The sequence below is a fragment of the Streptomyces sp. 71268 genome, assembly GCF_029392895.1.
GTDB lineage: Bacteria > Actinomycetota > Actinomycetes > Streptomycetales > Streptomycetaceae > Streptomyces.
The window spans coordinates 3,283,111-3,309,081 of the sequence record NZ_CP114200.1; the positions used below are offsets into that span (position 1 = coordinate 3,283,111).

15 protein-coding genes and 1 pseudogene are annotated in these 25,971 nt (G+C 73.3%); 7 read left to right on the forward strand and 9 right to left on the reverse strand.

Annotated elements, in window-relative coordinates:
- Positions 1-9: 9 nt before the first annotated feature.
- On the reverse strand, positions 10-3,141 hold the full coding sequence (locus OYE22_RS12280) for a D-alanyl-D-alanine carboxypeptidase (protein WP_277320456.1): 3,132 nt from the start codon (positions 3,139-3,141) through the stop codon (positions 10-12).
- Between the two features lie 413 nt (positions 3,142-3,554).
- Between OYE22_RS12280 and OYE22_RS12285 the strand changes: the two genes are divergently transcribed.
- The 4 genes from OYE22_RS12285 to OYE22_RS12300 all read left to right on the forward strand — a co-directional run bounded on the left by OYE22_RS12285 (position 3,555) and on the right by OYE22_RS12300 (position 8,304).
- Entirely contained in the window at positions 3,555-4,310 is a 756-nt protein-coding gene (locus OYE22_RS12285) for a GPP34 family phosphoprotein (protein WP_277320457.1), read from the forward strand.
- 733 nt (positions 4,311-5,043) lie between these two features.
- Positions 5,044-5,919, forward strand: a complete 876-nt coding sequence (locus tag OYE22_RS12290; protein WP_277320458.1) for a helix-turn-helix transcriptional regulator — start codon at positions 5,044-5,046, stop codon at positions 5,917-5,919.
- Between the two features lie 342 nt (positions 5,920-6,261).
- Complete coding sequence (locus OYE22_RS12295; RefSeq protein WP_277320459.1) at positions 6,262-6,471, forward strand: DUF397 domain-containing protein; 210 nt, start codon at positions 6,262-6,264, stop codon at positions 6,469-6,471.
- 642 nt (positions 6,472-7,113) lie between these two features.
- Positions 7,114-8,304, forward strand: a complete 1,191-nt coding sequence (locus OYE22_RS12300) for a PLP-dependent aminotransferase family protein (protein WP_277320460.1) — start codon at positions 7,114-7,116, stop codon at positions 8,302-8,304.
- 44 nt (positions 8,305-8,348) lie between these two features.
- On the opposite strand, the gene OYE22_RS12305 is transcribed toward OYE22_RS12300, so the two are convergent.
- A complete protein-coding gene (locus OYE22_RS12305; protein WP_277324106.1) occupies positions 8,349-9,443 on the reverse strand; it encodes an ADP-ribosylglycohydrolase family protein in 1,095 nt (364 codons plus the stop codon).
- A 440-nt stretch (positions 9,444-9,883) separates the two neighbouring features.
- Here OYE22_RS12305 and OYE22_RS12310 point away from each other — a divergent pair, with 440 nt between their 5' ends.
- Positions 9,884-10,912, forward strand: coding sequence for an endo alpha-1,4 polygalactosaminidase (locus OYE22_RS12310; protein ID WP_277320461.1), 1,029 nt, complete (start codon positions 9,884-9,886; stop codon positions 10,910-10,912).
- Positions 10,913-11,100: 188 nt separating this feature from the next.
- On the opposite strand, the pseudogene OYE22_RS12315 reads toward OYE22_RS12310, so the two are convergent.
- The 3 genes and pseudogenes from OYE22_RS12315 to OYE22_RS12325 all read right to left on the reverse strand — a co-directional run bounded on the left by OYE22_RS12315 (position 11,101) and on the right by OYE22_RS12325 (position 16,045).
- Positions 11,101-11,966: pseudogene (locus OYE22_RS12315) on the reverse strand (AraC family transcriptional regulator).
- A 136-nt stretch (positions 11,967-12,102) separates the two neighbouring features.
- A complete protein-coding gene (locus tag OYE22_RS12320; RefSeq protein WP_277320462.1) occupies positions 12,103-15,021 on the reverse strand; it encodes a bifunctional FO biosynthesis protein CofGH in 2,919 nt (972 codons plus the stop codon).
- Between the two features lie 169 nt (positions 15,022-15,190).
- A complete protein-coding gene (locus tag OYE22_RS12325; protein ID WP_277320463.1) occupies positions 15,191-16,045 on the reverse strand; it encodes a TIGR03619 family F420-dependent LLM class oxidoreductase in 855 nt (284 codons plus the stop codon).
- Between the two features lie 307 nt (positions 16,046-16,352).
- Between OYE22_RS12325 and OYE22_RS12330 the strand changes: the two genes are divergently transcribed.
- Entirely contained in the window at positions 16,353-17,861 is a 1,509-nt protein-coding gene (locus OYE22_RS12330; protein ID WP_277320464.1) for a CehA/McbA family metallohydrolase, read from the forward strand.
- A 204-nt stretch (positions 17,862-18,065) separates the two neighbouring features.
- Here OYE22_RS12330 and OYE22_RS12335 read toward each other — a convergent pair whose 3' ends face one another.
- Positions 18,066-19,832, reverse strand: a complete 1,767-nt coding sequence (locus OYE22_RS12335) for an APC family permease (RefSeq protein WP_277320465.1) — start codon at positions 19,830-19,832, stop codon at positions 18,066-18,068.
- Between the two features lie 627 nt (positions 19,833-20,459).
- Between OYE22_RS12335 and OYE22_RS12340 the strand changes: the two genes are divergently transcribed.
- A complete protein-coding gene (locus OYE22_RS12340; RefSeq protein WP_277320466.1) occupies positions 20,460-23,459 on the forward strand; it encodes a BTAD domain-containing putative transcriptional regulator in 3,000 nt (999 codons plus the stop codon).
- A gap of 16 nt (positions 23,460-23,475) precedes the next feature.
- Here OYE22_RS12340 and OYE22_RS12345 read toward each other — a convergent pair whose 3' ends face one another.
- The 3 genes from OYE22_RS12345 to OYE22_RS12355 form a co-directional block, all read right to left on the reverse strand.
- Positions 23,476-24,549: a hypothetical protein gene (locus tag OYE22_RS12345; protein WP_277320467.1), complete on the reverse strand. Its 1,074-nt coding sequence runs from the start codon at positions 24,547-24,549 to the stop codon at positions 23,476-23,478.
- Positions 24,550-24,731: 182 nt separating this feature from the next.
- On the reverse strand, positions 24,732-25,205 hold the full coding sequence (locus OYE22_RS12350; protein ID WP_277320468.1) for a hypothetical protein: 474 nt from the start codon (positions 25,203-25,205) through the stop codon (positions 24,732-24,734).
- A complete protein-coding gene (locus OYE22_RS12355) occupies positions 25,198-25,704 on the reverse strand; it encodes a hypothetical protein (RefSeq protein WP_277320469.1) in 507 nt (168 codons plus the stop codon). The genes OYE22_RS12350 and OYE22_RS12355 overlap by 8 nt, the downstream gene beginning before the upstream one ends.
- Between the last annotated feature and the right edge of the window lie 267 nt (positions 25,705-25,971).

Consider the following 25,971-nt stretch of genomic DNA (forward strand, 5'->3'; position numbering starts at 1 on the left):
ACGGGCCGGTCAGGTGACGCGGAGCAGCTTCGTACCGAAGGACGGCTCGGCGAGGTCCTCACCCAGCGCGACCGGGACCTTCACCTGTCCGGGGCCCTCACCGACGGTGAGGGTGCCGATCTCGGTGCCCGCGTCCTGCGTGTGCGGCAGCTTCTCGCCACCGTCCGTCAGGTCCAGGTTCACCGTCAGGCCGGGCCAGCCCACCGCGGTCACGTCCTTGACCGCGACGACCGGCGTCTTGCCGCCGAGCCCGTCGTCCACCTCGCCGACCACGTCACCCTTCTTGACCACCTTGCGCGCCTGCAGGGTGTCCTGCGCCTTGAGGATCAGCTTCTTGCTGGCGTCCAGGGCGCCGGTGAGGATCGAGTTGTCGCGCTCGGCCGGCGACTGCGAGAGCACCGCGCCGATGATCAGCTGCGTGGTGCCGCCGATCTTCTTCTCGGCCGCGAAGACCAGGTTGCCGCCGGCCTTGGTGGTGGTGCCGGTCTTGATGCCCACCACGCCGTTGAACGGCACCAGGTGGTTCCAGTTGCCGTGCACGTCACCGCGGCTGTCCTCGTAGTTCGGCATCTTGACGACCTCCCGGAAGACCGGGTCGTCCATCGCCTTCTTGGCCAGCTTCACCTGGTCGACGGCGGTGCTGACGGTGGTCGCGTTCAGGCCGCTGGGGTCGGTGTACGTGGTGTTCTTCATCCCCAGGTCCTTGGCGGCCTCGTTCATCTTCGTGACGAACGCGGCCTCCGACCCGGCGTCCCAGCGGGCGAGGAGCCGCGCGATGTTGTTCGCGGAAGCGATCATGATGCTCTCGATCGCCTCCCGCTGGGTGATCTGCGCGCCCTCGTCCACCTTGACGACGGACTCGCCGTCCGCGTCCTTGCCGGCGTCCGCCGCCGCCTTCGCGTCGATCTTGATCTTGGGCCCGTCGGAGCCCGCCTTCATCGGGTGGTCCCGCATGATCACGTACGCGGTCATCACCTTCGCGACGCTCGCGATCGGCGCGGGCTTCTGCTCCCCGTACGCGCCCAGGCTGCCGAGCCCCTCGACGTCCACGACGGCCTGCCCCTTGGTGGGCCACGGCATCGTCGGCTTGGCGCCGTCGAAGGAGAAGGAGCTGTTCGCCGTGAGCTTCAGCTCGGGCGTCGGCAGCGGGCGCAGCGACTGCGCGACCCCGAACAGGATCGCGAGGACCAGCACCAGCGGCGTCCAGATCTTCACCCGGCGCACGATGGTCCGGGCCAGCGTCGGCTTGGGCGGCGGCGTGTTGGTGAGCTGCGCCAACAGGTCGAGCGGCGCCGGCGGGCCGGCGGGCTTGGCGGACTCGCCGGCCGCCGGGGCGCCGGTGGCCGCGCCGGCCGGGAGGTCCAGCACGGGCTGCTGCGCCGTGCGCTCGGTCTCGGTCGGCGTCCCCGCGCCGGCCGCCGCGGCGGGCCGGGCGCCGGCCGCCGGCTTCGCCGGCCGCTCGTCGGCGGACTTCAGCGGCACGAACTGGCTGGTCCGCTCGGCGCTCGCCGGCTCCTGACCCCGGCCCGCGCCCTTGCCCTTGCCGCTCGGCGTGGAGCCAGTGTCGCGCGGCAGGTCGGAGGGGCGCAGCGCCTTGAACGCGGTCGTCGGGCGGTCGACGGACTCACCCGCCGGCTCCTTGTCCGTGGCCTCGTCCGGGCCGTCGCCCTCGCTGCCGACCTTGCCCGCGGACTGGCTCGTGCCCTTGCTCTCGCCCTTGTTCTCGCCCTTGCCGGGGCGGGCGCTGTCGCGCTCACCGGCCGACGCGGCGCCGGCCTCCCGGGGGCGGAGGGTGCCGAACACGGAGGTGGGGGTGTCCACCGAAGCGGCGGCCCGACCGGTCGCGCGGGTCCGGCCGGCCTCGTCGCCCTTGGCGCCGCTGGTCTCGCCGTCCCCGCTGTCCCCGCTGTCCTTGGTGTCGTCCTCGCTGTCGGCGTCCTTGCCGCCGGGGGCTTCGCCGTCGCGGTCCTTGGTCCCACTGCCCTTGCTGCCGCTGGGCTTGGGCCCGCCGCCTTCGGTGGCGCCGTCGCGGGCGGCGCGGGCCGCCGCGGCTCCGTGCACCGCGCCGAACACGGCCGTGGCGCGGTCGGCGGGCGTCCCGGGGACGCCGCCGGAGCCGGATGCGGAACCCGATGCGGAATCACCGTCGGACGCGGAGTCCGACGAGTCGGCCGCCGAGCCGCTCGCGGCGGCTCCCGTCCCGGCCGGGGTCGCCGCCGAGTCGCCCGCGCCCTTGTCGCCGCTCTTGCCCTTGCCGCGCTCGCCGGCGCCGGCCCCGCCGGGGCGGGTAGCGGAGTCGGTACGGGGGCCGGCGTCGGCCCCGCCGTCACCTGGCGCGTCCTCCCGGTCGTCGGGGCCCGCCTTGGCCACCCAGGCGGCGACGGCGGCCCGCAACCGGGCGTCGCCGACCGGTACGGCCGGGTCGTCACCCGTCGCGGAGGGCGCCGGCGCGTCGGCGTCCTCCTCCTCGGCGTCCGACGCCGGGGAAGTGCCCGACGCGGAGCCGGAGGCGCTCGAACCGGAAGCGGCGGCGGAATCACCGTCTGGGCCCTCGTCCCCCTCGCCGTCCGTGGCACTGTCCGCGTCCCCGTCCGTGGCGCCGTCGCGGACAGGCGACGCGTCCGTCGCGGACCGGTCGGCGCCGAGTCGCGTCGGCAGCGGGCCGGTACGCAGGACGGTGGTCACCCGGTCCTCGCCATCGGCGGCCGAGCCCGACGTACCGTCGTTGTCCGCCTCGTCCCGCGCGCCGTCGGCGCCCTCGTCCACCGCGTCCGATTCGCTGTCGCGAACCTTGCCCGGGCCACCGGAGCCGACGGCCCCGACCTTGGCCCCGCCCGCGCCCCCACGCGGCTCGCCCGACGCGCCGGGTTCGCCCGACGCCTGGCCGGGGGTGCGACGTATCGCCGTGAAGACGGCCGTCGCCTGGTCGCCGGACCGCTCGCGGCCCGCGGGCTCGCGCTGATCGGATTCCGGTTCCGTTTCCGTCCGGGTGCCGTTCGCGCCGCCGCGACGCCCCGACGCGCCGGAGGCGCCGCGCTCGGTGCCGTCGCCGCCGGACCGACGCCCGGGCCCACCCGAGCGCCCCGAGGCGCCCGAGGAGGGCTTGGAGGCCCCGCCAGGCGCCTCCGCGCGGCCGTTCACGCCCGGCGTCCTGGCGGCCGTCCGTGCGGCGCCCTCGCGCGCCGGAGCGGAGCCCGAAGTCTCCTCCGCTTCGCGCCGGTCGGTGAGCCGCGGGTCACGTTCGCCCCTGATGGTCTCCCCCGATGACTTTCGCTGCTCTGACCTGTCGGGGGACTCGCCCGCCACCGATGCCTCCTCGAAATACGTTGCGCGGGACGCGCCACTGCCCGTGGCATCGCGCCCCGCCGCCCAACCGTCTATCCAGTGTCCTGTGTCGCCGCGGCGCGCCAGCACGGCCGCTCCGCCAAGGGGCGTCGCCCACCTGCTAGACGAGAACGACATACCTACCGGTTCCCGCTCGAAGTGCCCACGCGCTCTCGACAGACCAATGTGAGAGGGGTCACCCTGTCATTCATCCACGCGGGGAGGCATGGATGGGCAGGAGCCGCAGAACAATTCCGGAGGAGCTTCTGCTGCTCGCTTTGGACCCGGCCACGGGCACCACAGCGCAGCCGCAGTCGCTTGACCTCGGCCTTGCCGGGGCCCAGCTAGTAGAGCTGGCTCTGGCAGGACGGATAGCCCCAGATGGGGATCGTATAGCCGTGGTGCTACCACGGCCGACCGGAGATCCGACGTTGGACTCCGCGCTCGAACTGCTGCGCCGACGCGGCAGTCCGGTGCGCGCCGTCCACTGGATCGGCGGGCCCCGACTGGGGCTGCGCCAGACGTATCTCACGCACCTGGAGCGGTGCGGCATGGTGCATGCCGTGGCGGGTCAGATGTGTGGGGTGCTGCCGACGACGCGCTACCAAGCGACGGAGACGGCGATCAGCCGGGAGATCAGGGCCCGACTCGATAACGCGATCCGCACCGGTGTACCGCCGGACCCGCGGACCGCGGCGCTTGCCGCCCTGGCCCACGCGGTCGGGCTCGGCAAGCACCTCTACCCGGGGAACGAGGGGCGTTCATCGCGCTCCCGGCTCCGGGACCTGATCAGGCACGACCCGATGGGCGGGCTCGTGGCGCACGCCGTGATGGACGTACAGAACGGCGTCGCCGCTCAGCCAAGGCGAGCACCGGCCACCGGCCGGCAGGTCGCCGGGGCCCGGCCGACGGCGGAGGCCGCGGCGGGCGTTCCGGCGCAGTCGGCGTCCGCCAGCGGGAGCATGGCCCGCGTCGGCGCTCGCTGACGGTGGTCCGGCGTCGCGCGCGAGGAAAAACCGTTTCATCGATGTGCTGCCGCGCAGGACGCTGCCCGGCCGGCGCATCGCCAGCCGACGCGCTGCCGGCCGAACCACCGCCCCACGGCGTCCCCTCGGCCGGCATGACGCCACGCACCACGGGCCCAGCCCAGCACCACCAGCAACAGCCAGCACCTTCGGCACCACCAGCTACACGAAAACCTGAGCGCGACGAGCACCGCTTCCGAGCGGTGCTCCGCACAGGACCGCACGACCCGCGGTGCCGAGCGCACGCTCGGCACCGCTCGCACCATCTGCACGACATCTCCACCCGTGCCGCACCGCACGGGCGACGCCGCCCGGCGCCGTCCGGCCAGCGCACGGCACTTGGGTACCTCTGGTACCACCGGCACCACACCAGCACCGCCCGGGCGGCGTGCCGAGCACGCTTCGCCGGGGCGCACCGCACCGCGCTCCACTGACCGGTTCGGGAGCCGCTGAAAAGCGCGCGGGGTGGGGGACGGTCACCGTGACGTACGGCCGTTCCACCACCCCGCGCGCCCGCCCGCGCGCCGGCGGAACGCCCGCGCATCGCCGAACGTGGCCGCATCAAGACCCTCTGTGTGCATTTTCCAGCGCCGCCCCGATCAGTGATGGCAGGCTGCTGAACGGCAGTGGTCTCCGTACGTACGGAGACGGTCCCAGCAACGGGCAGCAGAGTGAACCCGGAGGTGCACTTCCCGTGACATCCAGTGTGGGCCCCACGGTCAGGCGACGCCGGTTGGGCCAGGAACTGCGCAGGCTCCGCCAGGAGAAGGGCATGACGGCGGAGGAGGTGGCCGAGGAGCTGATGGTCTCCCAGTCGAAGATCAGCCGACTGGAGAACGGCCGCCGCAGCATCAGCCAGCGCGATGTGCGCGACCTGTGCCGCACGTACCGGGTCGAGGACAAGCGCCTGGTCGAGTCGCTGATGCAAATGGCCAAGGACTCGCGGCAGCAGGGCTGGTGGAACGCCTTCGGCGACGTCCCGTACAGCGTCTACATCGGCTTCGAGAACGACGCGGCCTCGCTGCGGGTCTTCGAGTCCCAGGTGGTTCCCGGGCTGCTCCAGACCCCGGAGTACGCCGAGGCGGTCATCGGCGGGGCGATTCCGGAGGGCACGGCGGAGCAACTCGCGCAACGGGTCCAGGTGCGCATGCGCCGGCAGGAGCGGATCACGGACCCGCTCAGCCCGCTGCGCCTGTGGGCGGTGGTGGACGAGTCGGCGCTGCGCCGCTTGGTGGGCAACTCGCGCATCATGGCGGAACAGTTGGAGTACCTGATCCGCATGAGCCACGAGCCGCACGTGACCGTGCAGGCGCTGCCGTTCGACCTGGGCTCGCACCCGGGCATGAGCGGCCAGTTCTCCATTCTGGAATTCTCCGACGAGTCCGACACCAGCGTCGTCTACCTGGAGGGCGTCACCAGCGACCTGTATCTGGAGAAGCTTTCCGACGTGCAGAGCTACAGCATGATGTACGAGCACCTGCGGGCCCAGGCGCTCAATGTGGACCAGACCCGCGAGTTCATCGCGAAGGTCGCCCAGGAACACGCGCGAAACCACGAATCCGGGAAGTAAACGCGCCGCGCCCGACGCCCTTTTCGGCCCGCGCCGGATACGGCATTCCCGTCGGCCCGCCGACTGGCATCGCGCGGCGGCCCACACCCGGGACCGCCGCCACTCGCGGCGCCGGAGCGGGCCGAACTCCGTTCCATCTCGCCCTTGTTGAGCCTTTTCACCCCCCGGCGCGCCGACGCGGGGAGGGAGGCTACACCGTCGCGCCCCACGCGTGGAAGGGCGCCCGGGAATGTGCCATCCGGTCGAGTGAACGCCCCATTCCCCTGGCAATGGAGGCGAGTAGCGTCGAGCGCGTCGCCCGAATGGTGACGAGAACCATCCGGCAAACACATCGGAGTAAACATGGCTATTCGACGCGGGGAAACCCACGCCTGGCAGAAGTCCACGCACTCCGGAGGCAACGGCGCGTGCGTGGAAGTGGCGTCCCCGGCCACCGAGATTATCGCGGTGCGTGACTCCAAGGACCCGAGCGGCCCGTCCCTGGCGTTCTCCCCGGAGTCGTGGAACAGCTTTATCGCGGGCGTCAACGACGGCGCTTTCAAGGGCGCCTGATCTACCGCCACCCGCGTCACAGAGCAGTTCCCGGCAGCGCCCACCCCGGCCGCGTCGAGCGGTCAGCGCGCTGACCACCCCAGGAACCGTGCCGGTCCACCGCACAGCAACCCCGACCGGTTCGGCTCCACCCCGATCCCCACGAGCCGCTACGAGACCGTGTGAGCCGCGGTTCGCCGCGGGGGATCGTCGCACCATCCGAGGTCCGCGCCTGTGACCTCGGAGTTCTTCCGTACGGTGGCGACGCGTCGCGCTCGCTGACGCGCCGTCGACACGAGCCCTCTCGACCGGTCGCCGTCCCTGCCGAGGGGGCTCGCTGCCGTCCGCCCCCCCTGCCACCCCGCCACCCGGAGGGGCGACCCCACATCGCCCCTCCCCGGCGGCTGTTCACACCGAGCGCCAACCCGCCGCCGCGCCGTCGCGTCACCTCCCCACCGCTCCCACCCGCGCGACCCCGCCGCCGAACACCGTTGCCGGCAAACGACGATGGTCAACTGCCGGTCGACAAGCGGCAACCAGGTACCAGATATCCGCCCATACCCACACATGGGCGGGCACATGGATGTGCGCACAGGCGTGCACGCAGATGGTTGACCTGGCCATCTACTCCGTAGACTGCACCCGGGAGACAAGGAGCAGTCGATGCGCGCCAACACCCCCAGCCTCGCCGCCCGGGTCGGCTCGGTCGCCGGTTCGCCGGTGCGGGAGATCCTGCGACTCACCGCCCGGCCGGAGGTCATCTCGTTCGCGGGTGGCCTGCCCGCGCCGGAACTCTTCGACACCGACGGCATCGCCGCCGCCTTCCGCCGCGTACTCGACGAGGAGCCACGGCGCGCGCTGCAGTACTCCACCACCGAGGGCGACCCCGCGCTGCGCGCGGCGGCCGCCGATCGGCTGACGGCTCGCGGCCTGCCGACCGACCCCGCCGACCTGCTGATCACCACCGGTTCACAGCAGGCGCTGACGCTGGTCGCCAGCGCCCTGCTCGACCCCGGCGACGTGGTCCTGGTGGAGGACCCCTGCTACCTCGCGGCGCTCCAGTGCTTCGGGCTCGCCGGGGCGCGGATCGTCGCGGTCCCCGGGGACGAGGAGGGCCTGGACCCGGCGGCCCTGGAGACGGCCGTCGTACGGGAGCGGCCGAAGCTGCTCTACACGGTGCCCACCTTCCAGAACCCCACCGGACGCACCCTGAGCGCCGCCCGGCGCCGGGCGATCGCCGAGGTCGCGGCGCGGCGCGGGCTGTGGGTGGTCGAGGACGACCCGTACGGCGAACTGCGCTTCGAGGGCGAGCCGGTGCCGTGGATCGCCGCCTTCGCGCGGGACGCGGGCGCCGCCGACCGCACGGCGCTGATCAGCAGCTACTCCAAGATCATGGCGCCCGGGTTGCGCCTCGGGTGGCTGCGCGCGCCCGCGCCGCTGCTGCGCGCCTGCAACGTCGCCAAGCAGGCCGCCGACCTGCACACGCCGACCGTCAACCAACTCGCCGCCGCCCGCTACCTCGCCGACAACGACCTGGACGCGCACCTCGCCCGGGTCCGCGGCGCCTACCGCGAGCGCCGGGACGCGCTGATCGCCGGGCTGCCGGAGGCGCTCCCCGATGGCTCGCGGTGGAACCGGCCGCAGGGCGGCATGTTCGTCTGGGCCGCGCTGCCCGCTGGTCGAGACGCCGCCGAGGCGCTGCGCGAGGTGGTCACGCACGATGTGGCGTACGTGCCGGGCGCGCCGTTCTACTCGGGCGAGCCCGACCCGGCCACGCTGCGGCTCTCGTTCGTGACGCACACCCCGGACGAGATAGCCGACGGCCTGGAGCGGCTGGCCAAGGGGCTGCGGTAGCGCGCCCGCGCGCTGCGCCCGCACACGGCCGGGTCCCGCGCGGGTCAGCCGCGCGGGTAGCGGGCCAGCCAGGCGGGGGACGACTTGGCCGGGGTGTGCAGGGCGGGTCCCTGGGTCATCTCCATGGCGAAGTCGTCGGCCAGCTCCAGGATCGTGCCACGGCCCTCCAACTCGGCCAGCCAGCCGGGCGGCAGGGCCGTCTCGCCGTGCAGGGCTCCGAGCAGGTTGCCGCAGATGGAACCAGTCGAGTCGCTGTCGCCGCCGTGGTTGACCGCGAGCAGCAGGCCGTGCCGGATGTCCTCGGCGACCAGCGCGCAGTACACGCCCATCGCCAGCGCCTCCTCGGCCGTCCACCCTTCCCCCAGCGACTCGACCCGCTCGGCCGTCGGCAACCCCTGGCGTACGGCGCCGAGCGCGTGCTTGAGCGCGTCGGAGGTCTCCTCGTGGCCGGGCCGGGTGGCGAGCATGGCGAGCGAGCGCTGCACGGCGCCGTCCAGCGCCTCGCCGCGCGCGAGGCCGTGCACGATGAGGGCGAACGCGCCCGCCGAGAGGTAGCCGGTGGGGTGGCCGTGGCTCTGCGCGGCGCACTCGATGGCCAACTGGAAGACGAGTTGCGGCTCCCAGCCGACGAGCAGCCCGAACGGCGCGGAGCGCATCACCGCACCACACCCCTTGGAGTCGGGGTTCTTCGGCGCGTCCAGGGTGCCCATCGGGCCGTCGGCGAGGCCGGACAGACAGGCCCGGCCGGGGGCGCGCTGCGCGTACAGCCACTCCTCGCGGGCGAGCCAGCCGTCGTTGTGGTTGCGCTCGTCGGGTCCCCAGTCGTGCTGGGTGGCGTACCAGCGGCGGTGGGCCGCGTACACGTCGGTGGGTGGGTGCCAGGCGCCGGTGTCGCGTCTGACCTGGGCGCGGATCAGCCCGTCCACGGTGAACAGCGTCATCTGGGTGTCGTCGGTGACGCTGCCGCGCCGGCCGTAGGCCGGGACGAAGTCCGTGACGCCGTCGGGCCCGTGCGCCTCGCGGATGGCGGCCAGCGAGTCGAACTCGATGCCGGCGCCCAGGGCATCGCCGATCGCGCCGCCGAGCAGACAACCGCGGACCCGGCTACGGAAGTCCTGCTGCTCGGCGCGGCCCCACATCGCGGACGCCGCACGGGCAGATGCGGTCACGACCTCGCCCCTTTCAGTTCGTTTCTATAGCTCTTCGCGCAGCACCCAAACTGGTTCAGCACTGTAATGGACCATGAATGATCGCTTCCGGCCCGTCGCCGAATGTGAACCACATCATCGCGACGCCCCGCGCCGAGCACCACACCCCCTCGCCGCCACCGCCGAACCGGGCCAGCCCGGCCCGCCCCGCGCCATCGAACCACCCGCCCGCCGAGCGGCCCCCGAACGGTGCCCCGCACCACGCCGGCTCGCGCCGACTCGTACCGGGGCACGTCCGGCCATTCCGGCACCTGTCCGCGAGGCGAACAGCGCGGCCCGCCGAGCCGCGTCGGGCCGCTTAGCATCGCCCCGTGCGGCGCGCGGGCGGGAACGTCGCGCGCCGGGGGAACGCACGGGGCACGGGGGAGTCCATGAGGGTTGGCGGTTTGGCGGTCGCGCTGGTGTTGGTCGCGTCCGTGCTGGCGGGTTGCGGTGAGAGCGGGCGCGCGCAGCGTTCTAAGGGGGCGCACGAGAGTACCGAGCCGCCGGCGGAGGCGCGCGAGCCCACCGGCGGGGCGACCCGCCAGCCCGCCACCGGCGACTGGTGGCGCCCCCGGCCGGGCGCCGCGGCCGACTGGGACTGGCAGATCAGCGAGCCGTACGACCTGTCGGCGCCCCGGCGGATGTACGACCTCGACCTGTTCGACCTCGCGCCCGCCGGGTCCGAACTGCGCTACCCGGACGGCGAGGTGATCCCCGTACCGGCCGGCGCGCTCGCCGGGAAGATCGCCACCCTGCACGCCCGCACGCCGCGCCCGATCGTCATCTGTTACGTCGACACCGGCGCGTACGAGGACTACCGGCCCGACGCCCACCGCTTCCCCGGCCACCGCGCCGCCGCGGCGGGTGGGGCGCCGAACCGGCCGCGGCAGCCCGCCGCGGGTTCGGTGATCGGCTGGGACACCGGTTGGGAGGGCGAGCGGTGGCTGGACATCCGGCGGTCGCGGCGGCACCTGTTCGCCGAGACCGTCTGGGCCCGGTTCGACCTCGCCCGGCGGATGGGGTGTGACGGCGTGGAACCCGACCAGAACAACCCGGTCGACAACGACCCGGGGTTCCCGATCACTCTGGAGGACCAGCTCTCCTGGTACCGCGAGGTCGCCGAACAGGCCCATCGGCGCGGCCTGTCCGTGGGCCTGAAGAACGGCCACGACCAGCCGGGCTCGGCCGCCCGGCTGGTCGACGCCTTCGACTGGGCGCTACCCGAGGAGTGCGCACAGTTCGACGAGTGCGACGAGCTGTTGCCGTTCATCAAGGAGGGCAAGGCCGTCTTCGCCGTGGACTACGCGGGCTCGGTGCGGGCAGGCTCGGCCTGCCGCCAGCACCGCGCGCGCGGCTTCGACGGCCTGATCAAGGACGAGCCCCCCACCGGCGCCCACCGCGTGCCCTGCCGGCCCTGAACCGACGGATCGGCGGAGCCGCGTGGGCGGGACAGGGACGGGCAGGGGGCGGGCGGAATCGCGCGGGGACGGGCGGGGACCGGGCAGGGCCGGGCGGGTACGGCCTGGTCGGCGCCCACCCGCACCCCTGCCCCACCCGCACCCGAGCCCCACCCGTCGCCCGCCGCCTCACCCGCGCCCGCGCCCGGTCAACTCCGGACGCGCTCCACCGGAATCCACAGCTCCGCCTCGGCCCGCGCCCCGTCCTCCGACAGGCGGGTCCGCAGGATCTCGGGCCCCGGCCTGCTCTGGTACGGGTTGGACGGGAACCACTGGGTGAACACGTCCCGCCACAGGTGCTGGAGCGTCAGCGGGAACGGGCCCTCGCTGTCGAACACGGCCCAGGTACCGGCGGGCACCTCCAACACGTCCAGATCCGCTGGCGCCTCGGCCCCGGTCACGGCGGCGTGGTAGTAGTCCAGCTCCGTCCCCTCGGCCCGGCTCGGGTCGAGGTTGTGGCTGACCCCGACCACGCCCCGAGGCTCCTGGTCGGACAGGGCGGTGATCCGCCCCAGCGTCTCCTGGTCGATGCCGCGGATGAACTCCGCGATCGCCGGGTTCACCCCTCGTGGACGAGCGGCACCCGGGCCCTCCTGCCCACGACGCGGAACCGCTCCTTGTCCACCACTCGATATCGCATGCTGCTACTCCCCTCGACGGTCAGCCGGAAGGAGATCCGAGGCTGCGAACACAGCGGCGCGCCATCGCGCCGCGCCTCGCCCGGGCCCACGCCGTGCACGGCACGGAAGGCCCGCGCGAACGCCTCCCCCGAGCCGTAGCCGTAACGCACCGCGATCTCCAGGAGCGTCCGCTCCCCGGCGAGCACCTCGGCCCCCGCGACGGTGAGCCGCCTGCGCCGTACGTACTCCGACAGCGGCATCCCGGCCAGCGCGGAGAACAGCCGCCGGAAGTGGTACTCCGACGTCACCGCGATCCGCGCCAGGTCGGCCAGCTCGATCCGCTGGTCGAGGTGTGCCTCGACGTGCTCCAGGGCCTGGTTCAGCCGGTCCAGCACCTCGGTCTCCTTCCCTTACGCCCACCACGCTAGGAAGGCCGCACCCCCACGGACCCGACTTCCCGTGCCCGGTTCGGTCGGGTCGGTTCGGTCAGGCCCGGGAGGTCGGTCTGGCCCGACCGGGGCCGTTGGTGTGTCACACCGCGCCGTCCCCCAGCACCGGCAGCAGCTCCGGCAGGTGGCCGTCGGACGCCAGCGCGGCGGCCTGCCGCTCCGCCGGGACCTGGCCGTACGTCGTCGTCCTGGGCCGCGCCGGACGGCCCGCCGCCTCCGCTATGGCGACCAGGTCCTGGATGGAGCGGTACGAGCCGTAACCCGAGCCCGCCATCCGGGAGATGGTCTCCTCCATCAGCGTTCCCCCCAGGTCGTTGGCGCCCGAGCGCAGCATCTCCGCCGCCCCCTCGGTGCCCAGCTTGACCCAACTCGTCTGGATGTTGGGGATGTACGGGTGCAGCAGCAGCCGGGCCATGGCCGTGACGGCCCGGTTGTCACGGGTGGTGGGGCCGGGGCGGGCGATGCCGGCCAGGTAGACCGGGGCGTTGGTGTGGATGAAGGGCAGGGTCACGAACTCCGTGAAGCCCGCGACGCCCTTCTCGAGCGCGGCCCGCTGCATGCCGGCGAGCGTACGGAAGTGGCCGAGCCAGTGCCGGGGCTGGTCCACGTGCCCGTACATCATCGTGGACGAGGAGCGCATGCCCAACTCGTGCGCGGTGGAGACGACCTCGACCCAGGTGGCGGTGGGCAGCTTGCCCTTGGTGAGCACCCAGCGCACCTCGTCGTCGAGGATCTCGGCCGCCGTGCCCGGGATGGAGTCGAGCCCCGCCTCGCGCGCGGCGGTCAGCCACTCGCGGATGGACAGGCCGGTGCGCGAGGCGCCGTTGACGACCTCCATCGGCGAGAACGCGTGCACGTGCATGCCCGGCACGCGCTCCTTGACCGCCCGCGCGATGTCGAAGTAGGCGGTGCCCGGCAGGTCCGGGTGGATGCCGCCCTGCATGCACACCTCCACCGCGCCCACCTCCCACGCCTGCTCGGCGCGGTCGGCGACCTGGGACAGGGAGAGGGTGTAGGCGTCGGCGTCCGTGCGGCGCTGGGCGAAGGCGCAGAAGCGGCAGCCGGTGTAGCAGACGTTGGTGAAGTTGATGTTGCGCGTGACGATGTACGTGACGTCGTCGCCGACCACCGAGCGGCGCAGGTCGTCCGCCACCCGGCACAGCGCGTCCAGCGCGTCCCCGTCCGCGTGCAGCAGCGCCAGCGCCTCGTCGTCGGTGAGCCGGGTCGGGTCGTCGGCGGCCACGGCCAGCGCGGCCCGCACGTCCCCGTCGATCCGCGAGGGCACCATGCCGGGCGCCGCTGCCTCGCGCAGCGCGTCCCAGTCGCCGTAGACGTGGTCGAAGTCGGCCCGTCGGTCGCCGGTGCGGCCCTCGGTGTCGATGGTGCGGTGCAGTTCGGTGCGGCCCGTGCCGGTGGTGGGCAGCGCGAAGCCCTCGTCGGGCTCCTGCCACGGCAGCCCGGTGGGCACGGCCTCGGCGCGGGCCAGGCCGGTCTCGGGGTCGGCGAGCGCGCCGACGTGCGGGAGCAGTCGGGGGTCGAGCCAGGGCTCCCCGCGCTGGACGAAGTCCGGGTAGACAGCGAGGCGTTCGCGCAGCTCGAAGCCGGCGGCGGCGCTGTGCTCGGCGAGCGCGTCGATCTGGGGCCAGGGGCGCTCGGGGTTGACGTGGTCGGGGGTGAGCGGCGAGACGCCGCCCCAGTCGTCGATGCCCGCGCCGATCAGCCGCGCGAACGCGCCACCGGCCGCCGGCCCCGTCACGTCGCCGTCCACCAGGTTGGGCGGGGCCTGGAGGTTCACGGACGGGCCGAGGATGTGCCGGGCGACGGCGACGGTGGCGACCAGGTCGTCCAGTTCCGCGTCCGGCGCGGTGCGCATCGCCGTGTCGGGCTTGGCGCGGAAGTTCTGGATGATGAGTTCCTGGATGCCGTGGTAGGCGCGGGCGACGCGGCGCAGCGCGAACAGCGACTCCGCGCGCTCCTCGGGCGTCTCACCGATGCCGATCAGCAGCCCGCTGGTGAACGGCACGGAGCTGCGGCCCGCGTCCTCCAGGACCCGCAGCCGCACCGCCGGCTCCTTGTCGGGCGAGCCGTAGTGCGGCTGGCCCGGCTCGCTCCACAGCCGCTCGGCCGTGGTCTCCAGCATCATCCCCATGGACGGCGCGACCGGCTTGAGCCGCTGGAAGTCGGTCCAGGTCATGACCCCGGGGTTGAGGTGCGGCAGCAGCCCGGTCTCCTCCAGGACGCGGATGGCCATGGCGCGCACGTACGAGATCGTGTCGTCGTACCCCTCCGCCTCCAGCCACTCCCGCGCCTCCGGCCAGCGGTCCTCGGGCTTGTCGCCGAGCGTGATCAGGGCTTCCTTGCAGCCCATTTCGGCGCCGCGGCGGGCGATGGCGAGCACCTCGTCCGGCGACATGTACATCCCGTGGCCGGCACGGCGCAGCTTGCCCGGGACGGTGGCGAAGGTGCAGTAGTGGCACTTGTCCCGGCACAGCCGGGTGAGGGGGATGAAGACGCTGCGCGAGTACGTGATGACGCCGGGCCGGCCGGCGGCGGCCAGGCCCGCGTCGCGCACCCGCGCGGCGGACGCGCACAGGTCGTCCAGGTCGGCGCCGCGCGCCTGGAGCAGCACCGCGGCCTCGCCGACGTCCAGGGCCACGCCGTCGCGCGCCCGGCGCAGCGCGCGGCGCATGGCGTTGGCGGTGGGCGCGGCGGACCGGACGGCCGGGGTGGGCAGTGGGACGGCGGAGGCTGACGAGACGGTCGGGTCGGCGGGGGTGGGCGGGGTGGTTTCGACCGGCGGGGCCGTGGGGTCCGAAGTGGCCGGCGCGGGCGGCCCGTCGGGTGTCGCCGGCGCGCCGGCCGAGGCTGCCGCGTCCGCTGCCGGCCGCGGTACGGCCTGCTCAGCGGGGGTGTGATCGGGCGTGGCCGGGTGCGACTGCCGCGCCTGCCGCGACCGCTGCGGCTGTCGTTCGGAGCCTTGTCCCTCTGCGCTCGTCGTCATTCCTTGAGGATACGAGCGGCCTCCGACAGTGGCGCCGAAGATCGCTGCGGGCTATGTCACAGGCCCCGGGACGCCGCGCGCGACCACCCCGCGCGCTGCGGGACGACCGTGGGACGGGTGGGGTCACAGGTACTGCGCGTACGGGGTCTCGGGTACGGCGCGTACGGGGTCACAGGTACTGCGCGTAGTCGTCGAGCGCCCGCAACACGGTGTTCTCGTCGCCGGTCGGCGTCTGCAACACGACCTCGGTGATGCCCAGGTCAGCGAAGTGCGCGAGCTTCCCCGCGGAGGGCAGCACCGCGTACGGCACCACCTCCGGTTCGCCCGGGCGGCCCGCCTCCGTCCACGCCTGGCGCAGCTTCGGCAGGGTCTCGGCGAGGCCCTTGCCGCCGAGCGGCAGCCAGCCGTCGGCGTACTCGGTGATGTGGGCGAACAGCTTGGGGCCGGCCGCCCCGCCCACCAGGGTGCGCGGCCCGGTCAGCGGCGCGCCGGCGCGCTCCCGTGGCGCGTGCGACGGCTTGGGGTGGGCATGGCTGGCCGGTACGGAACCGAACTCCCCCTCGTGGCCGGTCGGCTCCGGCGCCCAGAGCGCCTGCATCAGGGCCATCCGGTCGCGTACCAGCTCACGCCGGGTGGACCAGCCGACGCCGTGGCTGGCGGCCTCCTCCACGTGCCAGCCGAAGCCGAGGCCCAGGGTGAACCGGCCGCCGGAGAGGAAGTCGAGGGTGGCGACCTGCTTGGCGAGGTCGATCGGATCGTGCTGGGCGACCAGGGCGACGCCGGTGCCGAGGCCAATCCGCTCGGTGACGGCTGCGGCCTGACCGAGCGCCACGAACGGGTCGAGGGTGCGGCCGTACGCGCGCGGCGTGGGCTCGCCGGAGGGCAGCCGCGAGGCGGCGTCCACCGGGATGTGGGTGTGTTCGGGCAGGTAGAGGCCGGCGAACCCGCGCTCCTCCAGCTCGCGTGCCAGTCGGAGCGGGCCGATGGTCTCGTCGGTGAGCATGCTGGTGATGGAGACACGCATGGCCGGGTGTTACCTCCGCGTCGGCTGGGCTTGCTGCCCGTATGTTCTCTCACCGTCATCGGGTTATCCACAGGGCTTTCCGCCTCTGTCACAGACGCGTACAACGGTTGTCACACGGCAGTTCGGGACCCGGCCGCGAGGCGCGGCGGGGGCCGTTCGGCCGGCGGTGGCGGCTGCCTCGTGCGCCGTCGCGCGAGTGGGGCACGGGCACGCGGGGCGCTGGTGGTACGGCGTCGCGCGGGCCGGTTGGACGGGTGACGGCGACCTGCGTTCGGGCAGGGCGCGGGCCGCTGATGGGGGGATGGAAATGGACCGTCGATCACTGCTGAGGGCGTCGGCCGCCACCGGCGCGGCGAGCGCGCTCACGCTCTCCACCGTGACCTTCGCCCAGGCGGCGGACGGGCGCGGCGAGCAGAGCCGGCGCGTCACCGGCGAACTGCCGACCGGCGCCCCGGACTTCGTCTACCTGCCGATCGAGGTGCCGAGCGGTGTCCGGGAGATCCACGTCGCGTACTCCTACGACAGGCCCACCGTGCCCGCCGGCACCCAGGGCAACGCCTGCGACATCGGCATCTTCGACGAGCGGGGCACCGAGCTGGGCGGGCGCGGCTTCCGTGGCTGGTCGGGCGGGGCGCGTACGGAGTTCACCATCAGCGCGGAGCGGGCGACACCCGGCTATCTGCCGGGCCCGGTGGGCGCCGGCACCTGGCACGTCGTGCTCGGTCCGTACACCGTCGCGCCGCAGGGCCTGCGCTACGAGGTGACGATCACCCTGCGGCACGGCCCACGGGGGCGCACCCCGCGCCCGGTCTACCCGCCGCAGCGCGCCAAGGGGCGCGGGCGCGCCTGGTACCGGGGCGACAGCCACCTGCACACGGTGCACTCGGACGGCAAGCGCACCCCGGGTGAGGTGGCGGCCGCCGCCCGCGCCGCCGGGCTCGACTTCATCACCACCACGGAGCACAACACGCACTCGGCGCACGCCGCGTGGGACGGGCTGTGGGGCGATGACCTGCTGATCCTCACCGGTGAGGAGGTCACCACGCGCAACGGCCACGTGCTGGCGCTCGGCGTGGACCCGGGCACCTTCGTGGACTGGCGCTACCGGGCCAGGGACAACGCGTTCGGCCGCTTCTCCCGCAAGATCCGGCAGGCCGACGGCCTGGTGGTGCCGGCCCACCCGCACGCGTCCTGCGTCGGCTGCAACTGGAAGTTCGGCTTCAACGAGGCGGACGCGGTCGAGGTGTGGAACGGGCCGTTCACCCTTGAGGACGACGTGTCGATCGCCGAGTGGGACAACGCCCTGGTCGCGGCCGTCCGTGGCGGCAGGCCCTGGCTCCCGGCGATGGGCAACAGCGACGCCCACCGGGAGGGCCAGACGGTGGGCCTGCCGCAGACGGTGGTGCTCGCCGACGACCTGTCCCGGCCGGCCGTCCTGGCCGGCATCAGGGCGGGGCGTAGCTGGATCGCGGAGTCCACGGCGATCAACCTGTCGTTCACGGCGCTCGACGGGCGCGGGCGGCACGCGGGCATAGGGGGCCGGCTGTCGGCTCCCAGGGACGAGCGGGTCACGGTCCGCCTTGAGATATCGGGCGCCCCGGCGAAGGGCACGGTCCGCTTCCTCACCGACCAGGGCCAGCTGTTCGCGACGGCCACGCCCGCGTCGGGCTCGGGCACCGTCGAGTGGCAGACCACGCCCTCGTACGCCGCGTACGTCCGGGCCGAGGTCCGGCACGCCCCGGCGGACGGCGGCACGTCCGGCGTCCCCGGTCCGATGGCCGCCATGACCAACCCGATCTTCCTCGGCGACCACTAACGGGCGGCTGCCCTCCGGCGCGGTGCTCGGGCGCTGTGCTTCGGCACCGTGCTCGGGAGTCGTGCTCCGGCGCGGTGCTCGGGGTTGCGTTCCGGCGCGGTGCTCGGGGGTCGTGCTCCGGCGCGGGGTGCCGTGCCGGCGGGGTGGTCTGGTACAGCGTCCGCCGTGGCGGGGTCGGGTCCCGTCGGGCCCGGTCGGGCGTGGTCAGTCCTGGACGGTCAGGGCCGGGGTGGCGCGGGTGAGGACGTCGCCACGGAAGAAGGCCGGGCTGCGGCGATGCATCACGGTCATGAGCACCAACCCCAGCAGGAGCAGACCGACGCCGATGACGAAGACGCCGCCGACCCCGAAGACCGAGCTGCCGCTCCCGTAGGAGGGGTCGGCCATGTCGTAGAGCGTCTTGCCGAAGACGGCGGCGAGCAGCAGGCCGCCGAGGGCCGGGGCGACGCCCTTGAACATCAGGTCGCGCGCGGAGCGGCGCAGGTCGCGGCGGAAGTACCAGGCGCAGGCGAAGGCGGTGATGGAGTAGTAGAAGCAGATCATGAGGCCGAGGGCGTAGATCGTGTCGATCAGCACGTTCTCGCTGACCAGGCTCATCACGGCGTAGAAGAGGCCGGTGGCCACACCGGCGGCCACGGTCGCCACGGCCGGCGTGCGGTGGCGCGGGTGGACGCGGGCCAGGGCGGGCGGTAGCGCCTGGTACGTGCTCATCGCGAGGACCGTGCGGGCCACGGGGATGAACGTGGTCTGCAGGCTGGCCGCGGCCGAGGCGAGGACGGCCACGAACAGCAGCACCCCGAGCGCCGAGCCGAGGACCGGGTCGGCGAGCGCGGCGAAGACGTTGTCGGCGGTGTCGGGATTGCCGAGCCCGGTGCCCCGCTCCCCGACACCGGCGTACATCTGCGCGGCGATGGCGGTCAGCAGGTACGAGCCGACGAGCACGACCATGGCCAGCAGCGCGGCCCGGCCCGGCGTGCGGTCGCTGCCCGAGGTCTCCTCGTTGACGGTCAGACAGGCGTCCCAGCCCCAGAACATGAAGATGGACAGCGAGAGGCCCGCGGTGAAGGTGGCGAAGGACGGCACCGCGAAGGGGTTGAGCCAGCTCCAGGAGAAGCCGATGGAGCCCGGGAGGTCACCGGTGCGCGCCTTGCCGATGGCCAGCGCCACGAACAGGACGAGCACGGCGAGTTGCAGCCCGACCAACGCGTACTGGACGCCCTTGGTCGCGGTCATGCCGCGGTAGCTGATCGCGGTCGCCAGGGCGATGAAGGCCAGACAGGTGGCGATGTGTACGGCGGTGTTGTCGTCCAGGTCGGCGACGGCCGCGCTGCCGGTGACTTCGCCGAGCAGGAGGTAGCAGAAGGAGGTGGCTATTCCGGCGAGGTTGGAGAGCACGATGATCGTGGCCACCACCAGCCCCCAACCGCACATCCAGCCCACTCGGGGGCCGAACGCCTTGACCGTCCAGGTGAAGGAGGTGCCACAGTCCGGGACGGAGCGGTTCAACTCGCGGTAGGCGAAGGCGACGAGCAGCATCGGCAGGAAGCCGGCCAGGAAGACGGCGGGCGTCTGCAACCCGACCTCGCCGACGGTCGGCCCGAGGGTGGAGGTCAGGCAGTAGACGGGCGCGACCGTGGAGACGCCGATCACGGCGCTCCCGAGCAACCCGACGGACCCGCCGCTCAGCCCCTTGTCCCGCACACCGCGCCCGCCCGAGCCGGGCGAGTCGGGCAGGACGGGCGCGTCGGGTGGATCGGGCGCGGTGTGCGGGGCGGCTGGGGCGACCGCCCCGGCAGCGGCGCCGGCGGCGGGCACCCCGGTGGTGGGCACGGCCTCGGCGGCGGGCATCCCGGTGGTGGGCGCGACTCCGCTCGCGCCGGCCCGCGCGCGGCGGCCGGGCCGGGGCCAGCGTGAGGCGACGCTCCGTACCGTGTCTCCGGCCTGGGGCCGTGGGGGATCTGCCTGAACCATGAACAGGACGTTAAGGCGTGCTGTTTCCGCACCCGGAAGATCAAATTCCAGGCGCAGAAGCTTGATTGAGAAGCCAGAAAGCAGAATCTTGGCCGAAAATGCTCGGCGAATCGTCACGAGCTCCTGCGCTTCGGAGGCATCGCGCGGCTTTGCCCCTGCTACGGGAATCGCATCCGCGCCCCGTTTGTCCGGATTCAAAAATTTCCGCCACACACGCGGTAAACCCCCCGTTCACCCGCGCTCACGATCCGAGCCGACGACCGCCAGCGCCCCAGCCCGCCCTGCCCACGCACCCGTCACAACCGGTCCCACCTGCGTCACAAGGAGCCACGCCACATGTCAACCACCCGCCCCCCGAGCCGGCGACCCCCACCCCACGGGCCACAGCCACCCCTTTCGATCACCCCTGTCGTGAGCCGGCCGACGCCGCACGCCGACGCTCGGCGTGACATTCGCCGCCGAAACAAGACCCGAATCACCAGCGGAATCCGTAACCACAGGGTTACCGTGTGTTTCGGGCCATGGTCGTGCGGCGGGGGCCGCAGTCCCCATTTATCTGCCGTGTCGGGCAACGGAAGAAGGCAAACTGACTCGCACTTCGCTGGTCTGTGCCTGAGGAGGGGAGCCATGGCGGGTGGGGATCGGCCGTGGGACGGGTCGGGGCGGGATCCCGACGAGCAACACCCGGACCGCGCGAGCCGAGCTGGTCTGTTGCGGTTCGGCGTGCTGGGCCCGGTGCGGGTGTACCGCGGCGACGAACCGCTCGACGTGGGCCCGCCGCAGCGGCGGGCCCTGCTGGCGGCCCTGTTGCTGCGCCGCGGGCGGACGGTGACGGCACCGGAGCTGATCGACGACCTGTGGGGCACCCAGCCACCGGACGCCGCGGTCGCCGCGTTGCGCAATCACGCCTCTCGGCTACGCAAGACGTTCGGGCCCGATGCGGACGTGCTGGCCAGCGAGTCGGGCGGATACGCGATGCGGATCGCGGCGGACGCCGTCGACCTGGGCCGGGCCGAGGAGTTACGCACCCTGGCCGACCGGGCGAGCGCCGCGGGCGACCACCACGGTGCCAGGGAGTCGCTCCAGCGGGCGCTTGACCTGTGGGACGGCGAAACCCTGGCCGGCGTGCCGGGCCCGTACGCCGACTCGCAGCGCAACCGCCTGGAAGAGTGGCGCGTCGGACTGCTGGAAAGCCGCCTGGAGCTGGACCTCACCACGGGACACCCCGCCGACTGCATCGCCGAGTTGACGGCGCTCACCGCCGCGCATCCGTTGCGGGAACGGCTGCGGGAGCTGCTGATGCTGGCGCTGTACCGCTGCGGCCGGCAGGCGGAGGCGCTCGCGGTGTACGCCGACACGCGCCGGCTGCTCGCCGACGAGTTGGGCGTGGACCCGAGGGCCGAGCTGTCCGCGTTGCAGCAGCGGATTCTGCGGGGCGATCCGGCGCTCACACCGCCGGTGGACCGGCAGAACACCACGCGGCGGGACGCGGTGGTCCGCCCCGCCCAGCTTCCGGCGGCGGTTGCCGACTTCACCGGGCGCACCCGACTGGCAGCGGAGCTGCTCAGCCACCTGGCCCCGGCCGAGGGCCCGGCCATGGCGGTGGCGGCCGTCGCGGGCATAGGCGGCGTCGGCAAGACAACGCTGGCCGTCCACGTCGCGCACGCCGCCCGGCATCACTTTCCCGACGGGCAGCTCTACGTGGACCTCCAGGGCGCGGGCCCGGGCCCGGCCGAGCCCGAGGTCGTACTCGGCGCCTTCCTGCGCGCACTCGGGGTGCCGTACGAGGCCATCCCGTCCGGTGTGCAGGAGCGGGCCGCCCTGTACCGCAGCACGCTCGCCGGCCGGCGCGTGCTCACGCTGTTGGACAACGCGCGCGACGCGGGCCAGGTCAGGCCGCTGCTGCCGGGTGCGGAGGGGTGCGCCGCGCTGGTCACCAGCCGTGCCCACCTCGCGCTGGACGGGGCGCTGGTGGTCGACCTGGACGTCACGACCCCGGCCGAGTCCCACACCCTCTTCGCCCGCATCGTGGGTCCCGAGCGCATCGGCGACGACCACCAGGCGGCCTCCGCGGTCGTGGCCGCCTGCGGCTATCTGCCGCTGGCCATCCGCATCGCCGCCTCCCGCCTGGCCACCCGCCGCCGCTGGAGCGTGGCCACACTGGCGACCAAGCTCGCCGACGAGCGGAGCAGGTTGGACGAGCTGCGCGTCGGAGACCTGGCCGTGACCGCCTGCTTCGAGGTCGGTTACGCCCAGCTCGACGCCGCCCAGGCCAGGGCCTTCTGCCTGCTCGGGCTGCCTGACACCCCGGACATCTCCCTGTCGGCCGCCGCCGCCCTCCTCGACCTGCCCAGCCAGGCGGCGGAGGGGGTCATCGAGTCCCTGGTGGACGCGTCCCTGCTGGAGGCCACGACGCCGGACCGCTACCGCTTCCACGACCTGGTGCGCCTCTACGCCCGAGCCCGCGCCGAGACCGACCAGTCCGCGGAGCACCGGGAGGCCGCCCTGTCCCGCCTGTTGGACTTCTACCTGGCCACGGCGCGCGGGGTGTACGCACGCAGCAGGCCCGGGGACCGGGTGGCCGACCACGTGGCGGCAACGCGGCACGAGGGGCTGGTCTTCGCGACCCAAGAAGCCGCCTCGGACTGGCTGTTCGCGGAGGCGGACGGGTTGCTCGCGCTGGTTCACCAGTCCCTGGGCGGCGCACGGCAATCCCAGGCCGTCGACCTGCTGACCGTCTCGAAGGACCTGGTGGAGTCGGGGGCCGCGACCAACGCCTTCCACCGCGCGGCGCTGGCCTGCCGTGACGCCGCGCGCACGACCGGGGACGCCCGCGCGGAGGGCCGCGCCTGCCTGCTGCTGTCACTGAGCTACCGGTTGCTGAACCGACTCGACGACGCGGACGAGGCGTGCCGGCAGGCACTGGCTCTGGCCACCAGCGTCGCCGACCCGATCCCGCGGTGCGAGGCACACACCGACCTCGGCATCGTGGCCGTCTACCGGCATCACTACGACGAGGCCGAAGCGCACTTCCAGGCAGCGTTGGCGGCCTTTCGCGCCGACGACAACCTCCCGGGCGTCGCCAACTCGCTGAGCAACATGTCCCGCGTCTACGCGGCGACCGGACGCGCCGAGGAGGCGCTCGCGCTCCTGGACGAGTCCATCGCTCTCCACGAGCGCTCCGGGGGTGTCCTCCGGGTGGCCAACAGTTGGTACACCATGGGCATCGCCCTGACCCAGATCGGGTGCCACGAGGAGGCGACGGACTACCTCAACCGCGCCAGGGAGTGCTTCCACACCCATCGGCAGCGGCTGTGGGAGGGCTCGACGCACGCCCGACTCGCCGAGGTGCGCCTCGCCCAACAACAGCCAGCCGAGGCCGTACACCACGCCGAACGCGCCCTCGAACTCCGCTGCATCGGCGGGGAAAGGCGCTGGGCCATGACTCTCACCACCCTCGGCCTGGCCCTCGCCGAGCTGGGCCAGACCGACCGGGCCCGCGTGTGCTGGAGCGCGGCGCTGGCCGTGCACGAGCGACTCGACTCCCCCGAACAGCAGGAGGTACGGCAGCTTTTGGACTCGCTGGCCCGACCCACCGTCCCGCACGCGACCCCCGTGTCGTCGTGACGCGGCGGGCCCGGACTCAGCTCGCCCGGGCGGCCAGCCCCGGTACTCGGCGCAGCGTCGCCGCCGAGCCCACGCCCGGGCCCGCGGCGCCGGCCCGCCGCTCCTCGTACTGCCGGGCCAGGTAACCCGCCTGGAAGCGGCTGTCGGCGCCGATGTCGTCCATGAGGTTGGCGATGCGGCGGCGGCAGGTGCGCAGGGATATGCCCAACCGGCGCGCGATGACCTCGTCCTTGGCGCCCGTGGTGAGGAGCCTGACGATGGCGGAGTCGATGTCCCGCGATATGTCCCGGTCGCGCGGGCCCTGGCCGAGGCCGGAGAAGGGGGTCGCGGCCATCCAGAAGATGTCGAAGACGCTCGTGAGGTAGCGGGCGACGGCCGAGTTCCGGACGACCACGCTGAGTTCCGCCTGGTCGGCGCCGGGCAGGATGGCCTGGGAGCCGTCGATGACGATCATCCGGGGCGGCAGCACGTCCAGCGTGCGGACCTCGGCCCCGGCGGCACACAGCTCCGCGACCCCCTGCTTGGTGGTGGCGCTGTACCGCACGCTGTGCTGGCACAGCGTGCGCTGTCGCACGCCACGGCCGAGCAGGTTGAGGTACTTCGGCAGTCCCAGGTCCGCCTCCTCCTGGGTGCGGATGCCGAAGGGTTGGATCACGCACGCCTCGATCTGGCTCACCGCGGTCATCTCGCTGATCATCTTGTGCAGCAGCTCGGGGTCGTCCACCACCTCCACGCCCTCCGCGGGGTACTGCCCCATGGCGGCCTCCAGGTGGACGGGCATGAACGCCTCGATCGCCGCCCGCTGCCGCGCCAGCCGGGACTGCTCCTCGCGCAGCGAGTGCTCCCGAGGGCCGAGCCGATCGGCCGCCGCCGTCTGTGGGTTGATCGCCACCAGACGCGTGTGCGCGACCGAGAGCCGCCGCAGCAGGCCGAGTTCTCGCAGCTCAGCCAGTGCGGCCGCGGCCTCGTCCTCGGAGACCTGAAGTTGCTCGGCGGCCTGCCCCGGCTCGATGCCCCCCTCGCGCACCGCATGCTGATAGAGCCGCATGACCGTCACGCTCTGGGTCTCACCCGGTTCGATCGGCTTCATGACTCCCCCTCCGCTCAGCCCCCGTTAACAACTCCAGGGTGTCGCATGACGCTAACCGTCCGATAAGCGATTCGCCTGCGCGGGGTAGTCCCGGCCGCACGGACGGTGGCCACGGGCGGCCCGTCGTCAGTCGTACGCGGCCGGGTGGTGCCGTCTCGGGGAGCCGGTGACAGCGCCGGCCGTCAGCCGTGGAGAGCGGTCCGTGGGTGTGGGCGTAGGTCGTCGTCCGCGGCGTAGTAGACGTCGGCGTCCAGGTAGACCCCGGCGCGGAGGACGTGCCCGCGTAACGTGCCCACCTCGCGGAAGCCGCAGTCGAGCAGCGCGGGCAGACCCGCGTCCGGCGCGCAGGCGACGGCGGTGAACGAGGTGTAGCCGGCCGTCGAGCGTATGAGGTCCAGGAGCGCGGTCAGGGCGGCGCTGTCGTCGGCGGCCACCGCCACCCGCGCCTGGCGCGGGTTGGCGGGGTTGGGCGCGTAGCCGACGAGGGTGCCGCGCTCGGTGTCGTAGACCGTGGCGCGCATGCTGGTGAGTCGGTTCAGCAGCCACTGGTCGTGCTGGGTGAGCGGGTCGAGGCCGAGGAACCCGAGGCCGCTGTCGGGCAGTCGGCGCAAACCCCGGACGGCGTCCGGCAGTTCCAGTCGTACGAGCTCAGCCATGGGTGACCAGCCCCCAGATCTCCCGCTCCACCTCGGCGCCCGCGTACCAACACCCGCGCGGCACCACCGCCTCCCAGACGAACCCGGCCGCGCGCAGCGGCGCCAGCGGGGGGCGGGCCGCCGGCGTGACCCAGCCGTGCAGGCGGCGCAGGTTGAGGACGCGACGACCATGCGTCACGGCGGCGTCCACGAGCGCGCCGAGCAGGTCGCCCTCGTGTTCGCCGTGCTCCCGGGCGCCCGATTCGTCGCGCCCCTCCCCCGCGCGCGGTCCGATCTCCAACCGGGCCTGCCCACTGGCCCAGTCGATTTCCGTATAGCGCACGTACGCGGTGTCGCGTACGACGTACAGCCGCTCGTCGCGGCGCTCCCGTGGCTCGGATATCCGGTGCGGTTCGGCCGCGTCCGACCAGTCGGCCGGCCGCACCCCCAACAGCTCGCCCGGTAGCCGATATCCCGTGAGCAGTGGCGCATCAGAACTGCGGTACGCGACGAGCCTCATCAACTGACCTCAACCAATCCATACAACAGCGATAACCAGTAGGCGCCCCCGTCCCGCCTCCCCGACAACGACGACCCCGCGCCGTGCCCATCTCCGCGACGGTGGGCACGGGCGGGTCCCCCGTTCGCCGAGAGCCAGTGGAATTACTGACCCCGCGACCCGCGGATTCATAAATCCCCGCGATCCTTGGGCCGCTTCGGAAGTGAGCGTGCCAGGAGTGGCGGTGCGCGTCTACGCGGTCCACCCCTCAGCAAAGGGACCGGCACT